The organism is Thioalkalivibrio denitrificans (genome assembly GCF_002000365.1).
GTDB classification, from domain to species: Bacteria; Pseudomonadota; Gammaproteobacteria; order Ectothiorhodospirales; family Ectothiorhodospiraceae; genus Thioalkalivibrio_A; species Thioalkalivibrio_A denitrificans.
The window spans coordinates 1-14,657 of record NZ_MVBK01000041.1 but is presented as its reverse complement, the minus strand read 5'-3'; the positions used below and the strand labels follow the sequence as shown (position 1 = coordinate 14,657).

The window sequence follows — 14,657 nt, the reverse complement described above, 5'->3', positions numbered from 1 at the left end:
AAGTCCGACAGGCTCCTGGGGCCGGGCTCCCAAGGGAGCCCGGCCTTTTTTTGTGCCTGCTGCCCGGGCATGGCACAGCGGTTATCATGGGCACGTCATGAATCGCCCGGGGCTCGAATACATCCAGGTGGACACGGGGCCGGAACCCCGTACGGCGGTGCTCTGGCTGCACGGCCTGGGGGCCGACGGCCATGACTTCGAGCCGCTGGTCCCCATGCTGGCCATCCCGCACGCAACCCCCGTGCGCTTCGTATTTCCCCACGCCCCGGTTCGCCCCGTCACCGTCAACGGCGGCATGCGCATGCGGGCGTGGTACGACATCACCGCCCTGGCGCCAGTGCTTCGGGAGTCCAAGGCGCAGCTGCGCGAGGCGGTGGCCGACATCGAGCAGCTGGCGGACGACATCCGTCTGCAATGCCCCGACCTCGTGCTCGGCGGATTCTCCCAGGGCGGCGCCGTGGCCCTGGCCGCCATGCTGACCACCGACATCCGGCCCAGGGCGGTGTTCGGACTCTCCACCTGGCTGCCGGATCTCACCGACGCCGGGCTCGAGGTGCGGCCCGACACATACGCCGAACCCGTGTTTCTGGCTCACGGGTTGTCGGATCCGATCATCCCGATCGACGCAGGTCGGGCCGCTGCCCGCACGCTCACATCCCTGGGCCTCTCCGTGGAACCTCACGAATACGCCATGCAGCACCAGGTCTGCGAGGAAGAGATCGTGGACTTTCGCCGCTGGCTGCTGGACGCCCTGGCCGTGTAAACCCGCCAGCCTGTTCACAGGCAAGCCGAAAGATGCAGAGCGGATAAGCAGAGCGCATCCCCCATGCCTCCTCCGCCCGGTGCGCCGCCGCCTCCGGCCCTCGAGCTGAGGCCCCGCATCTGGGGGAAAACCCGGTGTTTCCGCCTGTCCGCCCCGAAAGAACCACGCATGAACGTAACCATGTGTCCGAATGACCCGGTTTGTCAGACCGGTGGCATTGAGGCCGGCTATGCACAGGGCCATAGTAGATAGGGTCCGGTGCGGAAAACGTCGCATGGGAAGGCATTTCGGGGCTACGCCCTGCGTTGGTGCCAAATAAAACAACTTTTTCAGGCCAAGCCGGCCGGGAAACGGTATGGGCGAGGGGGAAAGCACAGGCCGGGGGTATCCCGGGGAGGCCACGCGGCCACCCCCTGCAGGGGGTGGCTCTCGGCGCGCCATCGTCCTGGGTTTCGCCGTGGTCATCGCCCTGATGGTGGCCATGACCGCGCTGGGCGTGAACCACATGGCGTCCATCCATAATCGCCTGGAAGTCATCGTCCATCACCACAACCTCAAGACGGAACTGCTGGGTAACATGCGCAATGCCGCCCGGGAGCGTTCCGTCACGCTGCTGCGGCTGGCCATCACTACGGACCCCTTCGACATCGAGGACGGCATCGTCTATTTCCGGCAGATGGCCTCGGACTTCATGGTCAATCGCGGTCGGCTGGTGGAACTGGGTCTGGGCGAACAGGAGCAGATACTCCTGGACGAGTCCCGGGAACTCTCGCGGATCGCCGTGGAGGTGCAGCAGCGCGTACTCGACGACATCCTCGCCGGCGACCTGGATGCCGCCGCCGACGGACTGCTCAATGAGGCAATCCCCGCACAGAACCTGGTCCTGGCTCATGTGGATGCCATGCTGGAGCTGCAGCGTGAGGCGGGCCTGCGAGCTGTCGAGGAAACCAGTGCCCAGTACCAGGCGGCCGTCGCGTTCATGTTTCTCCTGGGCGGCGGCGCCCTGATGATGGGCGTACTGGTGGCCCGCACCGTGGCCCGGCGAACCACGCGCATCGAGTCCGATCTGTTCCGCGAGAAGGAGCGGGCACAGGTGACCCTGCACGCCATCGGCGACGCGGTGATCACCACCGACACCCGCGGGCTTGTGGAATACCTCAACCCCGTGGCCGAACATCTGACCGGTTGGCCCGCAGCGCTGGCCCGGGGGCGCTCGCTGGCCGAGGTGTTTCGCATCGTGCGCGAGGGCACGGGCGAACCGCTCACCCATCACTTGGTCCACGGGCTCCCGGACGGCACCGCGTCCAGCCTGAACCAGGGGGCCATTCTGATCTCCCGCGACGGCCGGGAGTCCGCCATTGAGGAGGTCTCCGCTCCGATCCGGGACCGCACCGGGCAGGCGATCGGTGCGGCCCTGGTGTTCCGGGACGTCACCAAGGCACGCGAGATGGCGCGCAGGCTGTCCTGGGCGGCCACCCACGACAGCCTGACGGGTCTCGTCAACCGGAGCGAGTTCGAGCGGCGCCTTGACCTGCTGGTCACGACGGCGCACCAGGAAGGGCGCCAGCACGCGATCCTGTACCTGGATCTGGACCAGTTCAAGGTGGTCAACGATACCTGCGGCCATGGCGCGGGCGACGACCTGCTGCGCCAGCTCAGCCAACGCCTGCAGGCCCCGTTACGCGAGAACGATACGCTGGCTCGGCTCGGGGGCGACGAATTCGGGGTGCTTCTGGAGGGCTGCCCGCTGGAGCGCGCACGGGAGATCGCCGAATCCCTGCGCGGAGCCGTTTCCGATTTCCGGTTCCGCTGGCAGGAGAAGGTGTTCACCGTGGGCGCCAGTATCGGCGTTGCGGCCATCACCGAGGCGCAAACCACCGCCGCCGGCATCATGAGCGACGCCGACGCCGCCTGCTACCTGGCCAAGGAGCAGGGGCGCAACCGAATACACGTCATCCGCGCGGGGGACGATGAACTGGCCCGCCGCCAGGGTGAAATGAACTGGGTTCAGCGCATCAACCAGGCCCTCGAGGAGGATCGCCTCGTTCTCTATCAGCAGCAGATCGTACCGGTCAACTCAGGAGGAGAAACCCACACGGAGATTCTCGTACGCATGATCGGTGAGGGCGGCGCCATCATACCCCCCAACGCTTTCATACCGGCAGCGGAGCGCTACGGCCTCATGCCCGCCATTGACCGCTGGGTGGTGTCGGGCGTGCTGCGCTATCTGCGTACGCCGCACGCCGAGCGCTTTGCCCGCTACGCCATCAACCTGTCGGGCCAATCCGTGTGTGACCGCGCCCTGCTCGACTTCATCGTCGGCGCACTGGAGGAATCCGGCGTGGAGCCTTCACGGGTGTGCTTCGAGATCACCGAAACCGCCGCGGTGGCCAACATCGACAGCGCGAGCCGCTTCATCTCTGTACTCAGCGGCATGGGCTGCCGCTTCGCCTTGGACGACTTCGGCACCGGCATGTCGTCGTTCGGCTACCTGAGACAGCTGAAGGTGGATTATCTCAAGATCGACGGGAGCTTCGTGCGGGACATGGCCGAGGACCGGATCAACCGCGCCATGGTGGAAAGCATCGACCACATCGGCCACATCATGGGCATCGAGACCGTGGCCGAGTGCGTGGCAGACGCGAAACTGCTGGATCATCTCAGGGTGATCGGCGTGGATTACGCCCAGGGTTTCGGCCTGCACCTGCCCGAACCGCTGGAGGCCGAAGGCGACAAGGCCCGGGTAACGGCGGTGAAGCCGCTCAAGGTGAAGGGATAGAGAGCACTCAGCACTCAGCAGTCAGCACTCAGCACTCAGCACTCAGCAGTCAGCAGTCAGCAGTCAGCAGTCAGCAGTCAGCGTTGTGTATTCAGCCTTTTCCCTTGTCAAGCTCCGCCCGGGCGGCGCGAATTCGTGCGAGGACCTGTTCCGGCGCGGTGCCGCCATGGACGTTGCGGGCGGCCACGGAGCCTTCCAGGGTGAGCACGTCGAAGACATCCGCCTCGATCATTTTCGAGAAGCCCTGAAGCTCTTCCAGACGCATCTCGCCGAGGTCCCGGCCGGTCTCCACGCCGTGGCGCACCGCCTTGCCCACCACTTCATGGGCGTCGCGGAACGGCATGCCGCGACGCACCAGGTAGTCGGCCAGGTCCGTGGCGGTGGCGAATCCGCGACTCGCGGCCTCGCGCATGGTCTCGGCGCGCACCTGTATGTGCGGCACCATGTCGGCGAATGCGCGCAGGCTACCGGCCAGGGTGTCCACCGTGTCGAACAGGGGTTCCTTGTCCTCCTGGTTGTCCTTGTTGTAGGCAAGCGGTTGCCCCTTCATCAGGGTCAGCAAAGCCACCAGGTTGCCGTTGACCCGGCCGGTCTTGCCCCGCACCAGCTCCGGCACGTCCGGGTTCTTCTTCTGGGGCATGATGGACGAGCCCGTGCAGAAGCGGTCCGGCAGGTCCACGAAACCGAACTGGGCGCTGGCCCACAGGATCAACTCCTCGGAGAAACGCGACAGGTGCGTCATGATCAGCGCACCGGCCGCACAGAACTCGATGGCGAAGTCGCGATCGCTCACCGAGTCCAGGGAATTGTCGGTCACGTCGTCGAAGCCGAGCAGTTGCGCGGTATAGCGCCGGTCAAGGGGATAGGAGGTACCCGCCAGCGCAGCGGCCCCCAGCGGCAGCACGTTGACCCGCCGCCGGCAATCCTGAAGGCGCGCATGATCCCGCTCAAGCATCTCGAACCACGCCATCATGTGGTGCCCGAACGTGACCGGCTGGGCGGTCTGCAGATGCGTGAAACCCGGCATGATGGTGTCGGCCTCACGCTCCGCGAGGTCCAGCAGACCCGCCTGCAGGCGGCGGATCTCCAGTATCAGGGCATCGATGGCCTCGCGCAGGTACAGGCGAATGTCGGTGGCCACCTGGTCGTTTCGCGAGCGGCCGGTGTGCAGCTTCTTGCCCGTATCGCCGATGCGTTCGATGAGCCGGGCCTCGATGTTCATGTGCACGTCTTCCAGCTCGGTGAGCCAGGCGAAGTCCCCGCGCTCGATGTCGGCGAGGATGTCGTCCAGCCCCTCCTGGATGCGCCGGCATTCGTCGTCCGTGAGCACACCCACGCGGGCGAGCATCCGGGCGTGCGCCCGTGATCCCTCGATATCGTGGCGGTAGAGACGCTGGTCGAAGTCCACGGATGCGGTAAACGCCTCCACGAACGCATCGGTGGCCTCCGCAAAGCGTCCGCCCCAGAGCTTGTCTCCATTGCCAGTGCTGCTCATGTTGATACCTCCCGGCTCGAGACCCGTCATTATACGGCAGGCCGAACCATGCATGTGGGTGCGTCGGGCACTACACTATTGGCCGTCGGGTACGCGAACACATTACACTCACAGCCGGGGCAGACACACACCATGGACAACAGCACGTGAATCGGGCGTCGCGCACGACCAGATCCAGCTCACCCGCACCGGCCGCAACCGACACTCCGGCCGGGTCCTTTCTCCCCAATTTCTGCGAGAGCCACACACTGTTCCTGGTGGTGCTCATCGCGCAGCTCCTGGCCTTCATCCTGACCCTGGCCAGAGGCGCATCGCCGGAAGGCTTCTGGGTCTCCCTGGCCTTCACCTCGCTGTTCGTGCAGTGGGTGGCGCTCGGCACGGTCCTGGTGCTGTGCCTGTCGCGCCGCCGGCTCGCTGCCCTGCCGCCCCTGCGTGCGGCGCTCGCGACCGCCCTGATCGTCATCAGCATCACGGGGGTGTTCGCGCTGACCGCCCTCTGGATCAGCGGCACCCTGCCATTTCCGTCAATGCGTCCGTCGGGCACCCAGCTGGAGTTCCTGGGGCGCACGCTGGGTATCAGCGCCATCGTCACGGCCATCGCCCTGCGTTATCTCTACGTGCAGCATCAGTGGAAGAGCAACGTGGAGGCGGAGGCGCGCTCGCGCATCCAGGCACTGCAGGCCCGCATCCGGCCGCATTTTCTGTTCAACAGCATGAACACCATCGCCGCCCTGACGCGCACGCGACCGGAGGCGGCGGAGACAGCGGTAGAGGACCTGGCGGACCTGTTCCGCGCCACACTGTCGGACCGCGACTCCCTCACGGTGGGCGAGGAACTCGACTTGGCGCGCCGCTACGTGCGCATCGAGGCGTTGCGCCTCGGGGACCGGCTTCGCGTGGACTGGCAGGTGGACGAATCACTGCCGATGGACTATCCCATGCCGGGACTGGTGCTGCAGCCGCTGGTGGAGAATGCCATCTATCACGGCATCGAGCCTTTGACGGACGGCGGGGAAATCACCATCGTACTCAGCGGGGATGCGGATAACATACGCATCGAGGTCAGCAACCCGCTGGCGCCGCCGCGTAATCGCAAGCGTGCGGGCAATCGCGTGGCCCAGGAGAACATTCGACAGCGCCTCGACCTGGCCTTCCGGGGCGAGGCGCGCATGGAAACCATCGAGGAGGCGGACCGGTACCGGGTGACTCTGGTCCTGCCGAGGAGGAGAGACTAGATGAAAGTACTGGTGGTGGATGACGAGGCACCGGCCCGGGAACGCCTGGCCGCGCTGATGGACTCACTGGCAGGTTACGAGGTCTGTGGCAGCGCGACCAACGGCGTCCAGGCGGTGCGCCTGGCCGAGGAACTGCAACCGGATATCGTGCTACTGGACATTCGCATGCCGGGCATGGACGGCCTGGAGGCGGCCAAACACATGTCCGAGATGGAAACGCCCCCGGCGATCATCTTCGTGACCGCCTACGAGGAACACGCCATCGAGGCCTTCGAAACCCACGCCGTGGACTACCTGCTCAAGCCGGTGCGGGGTGAGCGGCTCAAGGGCGCCCTGGAGGCGGCCAGGCGTCCCAACCGGGCGCAGCTGGGTGCGCTGGAGGGGCCGGCAGGGGATTCCAGCCGCAGCCACATCTGCGCCCGGGTTCGAGGCAACCTGGAGCTGATACCGGTCAACCAGATCCACTACTTCCAGGCGGACCAGAAATACGTGACCGTCCGCCATTCCGGCGGCGAGGTGCTTATCGAGGAGCCGCTCAAGTCCCTGGAGGAGGAGTTCAGCGAGCAGTTTCTGCGCATTCACCGCAACGCGCTGGTGGCGCGCAACAGCTTCGCCGGCATGGAGAAAAACACCCAGGGCTGCTTCGAAGTGGTCCTCAAGGACACCGGCGAACGCCTGGAAGTAAGCCGCCGCCACGTGGCCGAAGTGCGGCGCTTCCTGAAATCCCTGTAGGCGGCCCGCCTTCGGGCCGAATTGCGGCGGCCTTTTCTGAGTCGCAGGGTTGGTTGCGAGGGTCTTGCTGCGGAGAAGAACCGGCACGGATTGTGTTTCTCTCGCAAAGACGCGAAGCCCGCCAAGGAAAACCATTCATAGAAGGGCGGGCCATGCCCGCCGTCCCGACATGGTCTAATATCCGGCGGCGCCCACGGGGCGCCCTATGGTCGATGATCTTCTTTGCGGGCTTCGCGTGCTTTGCGAGAGAAGCGTCTTCTGGCTGTCCCCGTGACGAAAGTAAAGCGTAGGTTGGGGTGAGCGAAGCGAACCCCAACAACAGCGGTCAGTCACGGCCATGGCGTTGGGGTTCGCTTCGCTCACCCCAACCTACGGCAGCTTCTATAGAATCAGAACGCTTTCCTTCGCGGGCTTCGCGCCTTTGCGAGAGAAACTTTTCTTGCAGTCCCCCTGACGAAAGACCCTCAGCGCATGGCCACTTCCGCCGCGTCGCGGGCGGCCATGGCCTCTACGGCACGGTCGATGGCGCGGTAGAGGTAGCCACCGTAGAAGTCGACGGTCTTGAGACCCACCACGGGGTCTGTGAGCAGTTCACCGTCGGGGGACAGCACCACCACGGTGGGAGCCACCACCGCACCATAGCGACGCGCCAGGTCGCGGGCGGCGATCTCCTGTCCATCGAAGTCCACCACCGTGTTGCCGCGATCCATGAGCAGCTTGCGGATCAGCACCTTGCCTTCGTACTCGCCGCTGCGGATCATGGGCTTGAGAAACTCTTCCTCGGCCACGTGGCAGTGGGGACACCCGGTGAGGGCGAACTCCACCAGGATCGGCAGCCCTTCGGCCGCCTTGGCTTGCAGGTCGGTCACCTCGCGCAGCACGTGGTCGTCCGCGCCGACGTCCACCGACCGGGCGCCCACGGCCAAGGCGAACAGAGCGAGCAAGAGAACAATTCCTTTGATCAGGGCCTGCATCAATTCATCCTGGGGATTGGTATAAGGAGATATAATGACGCACTTGCCCCGTGAGACGCCATCCTTCACCCTTTAGTTCCCGGCTTTCGCCGGGTCCGCGGACCGACAATGCCCCCGAAAATCCTTCGCATCGCCACCCGCAAGAGTCCCCTGGCCGTCTGGCAGGCCGAGACCGTGGCCCGGCTTGTCCAGGCACACCACCCCGGCACGGAGGTGGAACTGGTCCGCATGACCACCCAGGGCGACCGCATACTGGACACGCCCCTGGCCAAGGTGGGCGGCAAGGGCCTGTTCGTCAAGGAACTGGAGACGGGCCTGCTGGAGGGACGCGCCGACATCGCGGTGCATTCCATGAAGGATGTGCCCATGGAGTTGCCCGAAGGCCTCTGCCTGGCGGTGATCCTGGAGCGGGAGGACCCCCGGGATGCCTTCGTATCCAACACCTACAGCAGCCTGGACGAGCTGCCCGCGGACGCCCGTGTCGGAACCTCCAGCCTGCGGCGCCAATGCCAGTTGCGCCATGATCATCCCCGTTTTCGCATCGGAGACCTGCGCGGCAACGTCAACACGCGCCTCGGCAAGCTCGATGCCGGCGAGTTCGACGCCATCATCCTCGCCGCTGCCGGGCTCAAGCGCCTGGGGTTCGCGGAGCGCATCGCTGCCGGGATTCCCCCGGAACAGAGCCTGCCGGCAATCGGACAGGGCGCCATCGGTATCGAATGCCGCGAGAACGACCCGGACATCATGGACCTCATCGGCGCACTGGACCATCCGGATACCCACGTGCGCGTGGCCGCGGAACGGGCCATGAATGCGCGGCTCAACGGCGGCTGCCAGGTGCCCATCGCCGGGTATGCGGAACTGACCGATCCGGACACCCTGCGTCTGCGCGGTCTGGTGGGCGAGCCGGACGGCAGTCTGGTGCTGCGTGCGGAACTCTCCGGTCCGCGCGCACAGGCCGAGGCGCTGGGTCAGGCAGTGGCGGACCTGCTGCTCAACGAGGGGGCGGGGCGCATCCTGGCGGACCTGGGCCTCGGACCCCCCGGCAGCACGGAGGCGCCGTGAGCGCCGGTCACGCCCGCGCGGCCCAAGGCCCGCTCAAGGGGGCCGGCGTTCTGGTGACACGGCCCGCCCACCAGGCGGACGCCTTCTGCCGAATGGTGGAGGCGGCCGGCGGTGTTGCCCTGCGTTTTCCCGTGATGGAGATCCGCGCGCCCCGGGACAGCGAGCGACTCGATGCGGTGATCGACGCCCTGGATGACTTCGACATCGCCATCTTCATCAGTCCCAACGCCGTGTCCATGGCCCTGAACCGCATCCATGCCCGGCGCCACTGGCCGGATCATCTGCGCATCGGCGCCGTGGGGCGCAAGTCCGCCCAGGAACTGGCGCGGGCCGGGCATGCCGCCCACATCTGTCCGCCGCGGCGCTTCGACAGCGAGGCCCTGCTGGCCGAGGCCGAGCTGCAGGATGTGGCCGGTAAGCGGATCGTGATCTTTCGCGGTGACGGCGGACGCGAACTGCTCGGTGATACGCTAAAAGAACGGGGAGCCCAGGTGGAATACGCGGAAGCGTACCGTCGCGCCCGCCCCGACGCAGACACAGGCCAGCTGTTGCATCACTGGTCGCGGGGAGAACTGCACCTGGCGACCAGCACCAGCAGCGAGGGGCTTCGCAACCTGTTTGATATGGTGGGCAAGCTGGGCCGCATGTGGTTGCGCAAGACACCGTTGGTGGTGGGCAGTACGCGCATGGTGGATACGGCCCGGGAACTGGGCTTTCAGGGAGACCCGTGGGTGGCGGAGGACCCCAGCGACGAATCCATGATGGACACAGTGTTGCAATGGGCCAAAGCCCGGGAGCAGCAGCATGAGCAATGAGAAGGACAACGCGCCTCCACCGGGCGACAAGAAGCCGTCCGGGGAGACCGCGTCCGGCACAAAGCAAGAGACCGACACCAGCAAGCCTGCCGACAAGGGCAGGCCGGCGTCGACCAAGGGCAAGGCGCCCCCCAAGGCGAAGGCCTCCGGCGCCGCGGCTGCCAAAGGCGGCCAGGCCACAGCCGAAAAGGAAAAGGAAAAAGAAAAGGAGAAGAAGGACAAGCCTGCCGGCGCCACGGCGGACAAGGGCGGCGCGCATGCGGGTACACCGCCCAAGTCATCACCCCCGGCACCGCCGCCTCGTGGCGGCAGCGCCCGCGGGCAGAACGCCGCCCTTCTGGTGGCCACCCTCGCCTTTCTGCTCTCGCTGGGCGTCGGCGGCGCCCTGTTCTATCTCTGGCAGGACGCCGAGGACACGCGCGCCGCACAGGCGCGCCAGCTGGAACGCCTGTCCGCCGAACTGGAGGCGCGAGAGGAACACCTCTCCCGGCTCGAGGGCGCACTGGACCGGGAGTCCGGCGCGCGAGAGGATCTGCGGGAGCGAACGGATGCCCGTCTGGCAACGGTGGAACAGGGGCTGACGCGACTGCAGGATCGCACCACCCGTCAGGAGCGCGGCTGGCAGGTGGCCGAGATCAAGCATCTGCAGCGCATGGCGGCGCATCGGCTGCGGCTGATGGACGATCCGGAGGGTGCCCGACGCGCCCTGCAGGCCGCCGACGAACTGCTTGCCGAGCTGGGCGATCCCCGACTGATGCCCGTGCGCGAAGCACTGGCCGGTGAGATCCAGGCCCTGGAGGACATGCCGCGTCCGGATATCCCGGGCGTCGCCCTGCGTCTGGAACGGGTGGTCGCAGACATGCGTCCGATCCCCCTTCGCGGTCAGGCCCGCGTGGACACCGCGGCCCGGGACGTGATCGCCGGCGAACCCGTGGATCCGGAGGCGCCCTGGTGGGCCCGAGCCTACGGCGAAGTGCGTTCAGCCCTGGCGGAGCACATCTCCATCCGACGCCACGGCGAACCCCTGCGCATGCTCCCCGACGCCGAGACGGAGCTCTTTCTCAGGCAGCTGCTCATGCTGCGGGTGGAGGCCGCACGCCTGGCCGCCCTGCGCACGGACGATGCCCAGTACCAGCGCAACCTGGAAGGCGCCATCAGCCTGCTCGACGATTATTTCGATTCCGAGGCCAGTGCATCCGTGCGCGAGCGCCTGGAGGGGCTCAAGGCGGTGACCCTGCGTCCCGAGCCGCCGGACATCAGCGGCTCCTTCACGCGGCTCGACGAACTGGAGGGCTGAGCATGCGGCAACGTCCCGAGCGTTCGATACCATGATGCGCCTCCTCTTTATCCTGCTCGGCGTGTTGCTGGCGGCGGCCGTGGTCACCCACGTGTTTATCCGCGAGCCGGGCTACGTACTGCTGGCGCACGGCACCACCAGTGTGGAAACGTCGCTGGCACTGTTCCTCACCGCGCTGGTGCTCGTGTTCTTTCTGCTCTACGGGCTGGTGCGCCTGGTCATCCGGCTCTGGACCCTGCCCGGCGGCATGCGTGACCGGCTGCACCGTCGCCAGCGCGAAGCCGCGCGACGCGGACTCAACCAGGGGCTGATCGAGATGTCCGAGGGACGCTGGGAGCGCGCCGAGAAGCTCCTGGTGCGTTCGGCGCGCCGCTCCCCCAACCCGCTGATCCACTGGCTGACCGCGGCACGGGCGGCCCAGATGCAGGGCGCCTACACCCGACGGGACGGCTATCTCAACAAGGCCAGCCGATGCGAGGCGGGATCCGACGTCGCGGTGGAGCTGACGCAGGCCGAACTGCAGATCGCACACGGACAGCACGAACAGGCCCTGGCCACCCTCAACCACCTCTCGGAACTGGTACCCAGGCACCGCTACCTGCTGAAGCTTCGGGCACGCCTGCACCACCAGCTCAAGGACAGCGCCGCGCTGTTCTCGCTGATTCACGAGCTGCGACGCCAGAACGTGTTGCCCGAGGTGGACATCACGGAAATGGAAAACCAGTCGGCGCTGGACCTGCTGGAGCGAGCCGCGCGTGACGGGGACCTCACGGAGGCGCGGCGTGTCTGGGAGAACCTGCATCGCGACGCCCGCCGCCGTCCCGAGCTGGTGCTGGCCTATGCCCGGGCGCTGGTGGAGCTGGAGGACGTGGAGGGCGCGGAGACCCTGCTGCGCACCACGCTCAAGTCGACCTGGGACGAGCGGCTCGTGCGCCAGTACGGCACGCTGCCTCTGGAAGATCCCGTCAAGGCCCTGAACACCGCCGAGCACTGGGCGAAGCAGCACGGCCGGGACCCGGTCCTGCTGCTGACCCTGGGCCGGCTTTCGCGGCGCGCGAAGCTCTGGGGCAAGGCCCGCGCCTACCTGGAAGCCAGCAGCGGCACGCGCCCCGACCCCGAAACCTATCGGGAGCTGGCGGAGTTGCTCGAGCAGATGGGCGAGAACGAACGCGCCCAGGCCTGCTACCGCGACGGCCTGCGCCTCGCAGTGGAGTGACCGGGGCAGGGCTGTTTAACCACGAAGCGCACGAAGAACACGAAGAAAAGAATGTTCTCTCGCAAAGGCGCGAAGCCCGCCAAGAAAATCCTATCGAAAGTTGAACAGCAGTATTCCGAACTGCTTTGCGGGCTTCGCGTCTTTGCGAGAGTTCACGTTCGCCGGCATCACGGATGTTGCGACGTGAAACACATTCCATGATGTGTCCGGAGCGGGGTTGGCGCCCATGGGGCGCCCTATGATTTCGCTTCGTGTTCTTCGTGCGCTTCGTGGTTAAACAGCTTTTCAATCACCGCGCGGCGTAATCAAACGAATCATGGAAAAGCTGGTCCTCGGGCAGGCCTGCGGCCATGAACGCCGCGCGGGCAGCCTGGATCATGGGCGGGGGGCCGGCCATGTAGACGTCCTGGCCGGACAGATCCGGATACGCGCGCAACAGGGCCTCGTGCACGTAGCCGGTTTCGCCCTTCCAGGCATCGTCGGGAAGCGGCTCGGAAAGCACGGGCGTGTAACGGAAATGGTCATGCTCCGCCGCCCACTCGCGCGGCAGCGCGTCCATGTAGAGATCCCGCAGGGCACGTACACCCCAGAACAGGTGCATGGGTCGCGCGAGGCCCGTTTCGAAGGCGTGCTCCAGCATCGCCTTCAGGGGGGCGAATCCGGTGCCGCCGGCCATGAGCAGGATGGGGCGGGGCGAATCCTCGCGGAGAAAGAACGTGCCCAGGGGACCTTCAAGGCGCAGCAGGGCCTTCTCCTTCATGTCGCCGAACACCTGGCCGCTGAAAGCTCCGCCCGGCACGCGACGCACATGCAGTTCCAGGAACTCGTCGCGGTGCGGCGCATTGGCCAGTGAGTAACTCCTGTGACGGCCGTCCCTCAGCAGGATGTCGATGTACTGGCCCGCCAGGAACTGCAAACGCTCGGTGGCCGGCAGCTTGAGGTGCATCTCCATGACGTCGTGGTTGAGGCGCTCAAGCTTCACCACCCGGCATGGCAGCGTCTTGACGAGGATGTCCCGGGCGGCACCGATCTCTCGCACCTCGATCTCCAGGTCGGTCATGGCCACCGCCTGGCAGAACAGCGCCTTGCCGTCCGCCTCGTGCGCCTCGCTCAGCGCCGGAGGACGCTCGGGCCCGTAGTCCACCTCGCCATTGAGCAGGCGACCCAGGCAGGAACCGCAGGCGCCGTTGCGGCAGCCGTAGGGCAGGGCGAAGCCCTGACGCAGTCCGGCCTCGAGGACGGTCTCGTCATCCTCGGCCGTGAACTCGTGGCCGCTGGGCTGAAGAGTGATGCGGAAACTCATGCAGGGCCCTCATCGGCGCACCCCGCGCCGGGCGCCGGCGGGGTAATGGTAGAATCAAAGGGCGCCTATTTTCCCTGAATCGAATCATGGAGCAAACGCTGATCGTGGGTTGCGGCGACGTGGGCCTTCGGGCCGCACGGCTGCTCCTTGCACACGGGCACCCCGTGCTCGGTGTGGTGCGCCGGGCAGAACGTGCCCAGGCACTGGAACGGGAGGGCATCCCGGTACAGCGGGCCGATCTGGACGTGCCGGAGGAGGTCGCGGGCCTGCCCCTCGCCGGGGCACGGGTGATCTACCTGGCGCAGCCGCCCCAGCCCGGCGTGACCGATCCCCGCATGGGGCACTTCCTTGCAGCCTGCGCGGGCGCGCCGCCACGGCGCATCGTCTACATCAGCACCACCGGGGTGTACGGGGACCGCCAGGGTGCAGAGGTGGACGAAGGCACCCCGGTGAACCCCCAGACGGACCGGGCCCGGCGGCGCATGCATGCCGAGCGGCAGCTGGGTGAATTCGCGGCCGCACACCCCACCGAGGTGATCATCCTGCGGGTGCCGGGCATCTACGGGCCCGGCCGACTGCCCCTGGACCGGATCCGGTCCGGCACCCCGGTGATCTGCCCCGAGGATGCGCCGCCCGGTAACCGCATCCACGCCGACGACCTGGCCGCCCTGTGCGTCGCCGCCCTGGACCGGGGCGCACCCGGCGAGGTCTTCAACGTGGGCGACGCGGAACACGCCTCCATGACGGCGTTCATCTACACCGTCGCAGACCTGGCCGGCCTGCCGCGCCCCCCCTGCGTCCCCATGGCCGAGGCGGACCGCCACATCTCCCCCGGCATGATGTCCTTCATCCGCGAATCCAGAATTATCAATGCGGACAAGGGCCTTCGTGTCCTGGGCGTACAACTGCGCCACCCCGACATCGCGTCCGGCATCCGCCATTCACTGGAGCAGGAAGGCCAAATGTAGATACTCCGTTCCCGG

General features: G+C 66.6%; 12 protein-coding genes. 9 read left to right on the top strand and 3 right to left on the bottom strand.

The genetic code is table 11. The features are described from left to right. Positions 1-97: 97 nt before the first annotated feature. Together B1C78_RS07440 and B1C78_RS07435 are read left to right on the top strand one after the other, a co-directional pair. Entirely contained in the window at positions 98-763 is a 666-nt protein-coding gene (locus B1C78_RS07440; protein ID WP_077278528.1) for an alpha/beta hydrolase, read from the top strand. Positions 764-1,118: 355 nt separating this feature from the next. Next, positions 1,119-3,542 (top strand): EAL domain-containing protein, encoded by a 2,424-nt coding sequence (locus B1C78_RS07435; RefSeq protein WP_077278527.1) that lies wholly within the window; start codon positions 1,119-1,121, stop codon positions 3,540-3,542. A 91-nt stretch (positions 3,543-3,633) separates the two neighbouring features. On the opposite strand, the gene argH is transcribed toward B1C78_RS07435, so the two are convergent. Continuing rightward, entirely contained in the window at positions 3,634-5,037 is a 1,404-nt protein-coding gene (gene argH / locus B1C78_RS07430) for an argininosuccinate lyase (RefSeq protein WP_077278530.1), read from the bottom strand. Between the two features lie 146 nt (positions 5,038-5,183). On the opposite strand from argH, the gene B1C78_RS07425 reads away from it, so the two are divergent. Beyond that, entirely contained in the window at positions 5,184-6,272 is a 1,089-nt protein-coding gene (locus tag B1C78_RS07425; RefSeq protein WP_077278526.1) for a sensor histidine kinase, read from the top strand. After that, positions 6,273-7,004 (top strand): LytR/AlgR family response regulator transcription factor, encoded by a 732-nt coding sequence (locus B1C78_RS07420; protein WP_077278525.1) that lies wholly within the window; start codon positions 6,273-6,275, stop codon positions 7,002-7,004. A 464-nt stretch (positions 7,005-7,468) separates the two neighbouring features. Here the strand turns inward: B1C78_RS07420 and B1C78_RS07415 are convergent, their stop codons facing one another. After that, entirely contained in the window at positions 7,469-7,948 is a 480-nt protein-coding gene (locus B1C78_RS07415) for a thioredoxin family protein (protein ID WP_245795353.1), read from the bottom strand. A 138-nt stretch (positions 7,949-8,086) separates the two neighbouring features. Between B1C78_RS07415 and hemC the strand changes: the two genes are divergently transcribed. The 4 genes from hemC to B1C78_RS07395 are packed head-to-tail and all read left to right on the top strand — an operon-like array spanning position 8,087 to position 12,371. After that, positions 8,087-9,043: a hydroxymethylbilane synthase gene (gene hemC / locus B1C78_RS07410; RefSeq protein ID WP_077278523.1), complete on the top strand. Its 957-nt coding sequence runs from the start codon at positions 8,087-8,089 to the stop codon at positions 9,041-9,043. Beyond that, the gene (locus tag B1C78_RS07405) at positions 9,040-9,858 is read left to right on the top strand and encodes a uroporphyrinogen-III synthase (protein WP_077278522.1); all 819 of its coding nucleotides are present in this window, start codon (positions 9,040-9,042) and stop codon (positions 9,856-9,858) included. Before hemC ends, B1C78_RS07405 begins: the two co-directional genes overlap by 4 nt. After that, the gene (locus B1C78_RS07400; protein WP_077278521.1) at positions 9,848-11,155 is read left to right on the top strand and encodes a uroporphyrinogen-III C-methyltransferase; all 1,308 of its coding nucleotides are present in this window, start codon (positions 9,848-9,850) and stop codon (positions 11,153-11,155) included. The genes B1C78_RS07405 and B1C78_RS07400 overlap by 11 nt, the downstream gene beginning before the upstream one ends. 31 nt (positions 11,156-11,186) lie before the next feature. Beyond that, entirely contained in the window at positions 11,187-12,371 is a 1,185-nt protein-coding gene (locus tag B1C78_RS07395; RefSeq protein WP_077278520.1) for a heme biosynthesis HemY N-terminal domain-containing protein, read from the top strand. Between the two features lie 289 nt (positions 12,372-12,660). Here B1C78_RS07395 and B1C78_RS07390 read toward each other — a convergent pair whose 3' ends face one another. Then, positions 12,661-13,674 (bottom strand): CDP-6-deoxy-delta-3,4-glucoseen reductase, encoded by a 1,014-nt coding sequence (locus B1C78_RS07390; protein ID WP_077278519.1) that lies wholly within the window; start codon positions 13,672-13,674, stop codon positions 12,661-12,663. Between the two features lie 86 nt (positions 13,675-13,760). Here B1C78_RS07390 and B1C78_RS07385 point away from each other — a divergent pair, with 86 nt between their 5' ends. Further along, positions 13,761-14,642 (top strand): SDR family oxidoreductase, encoded by an 882-nt coding sequence (locus B1C78_RS07385; RefSeq protein WP_245795352.1) that lies wholly within the window; start codon positions 13,761-13,763, stop codon positions 14,640-14,642. Positions 14,643-14,657: the final 15 nt, after the last annotated feature.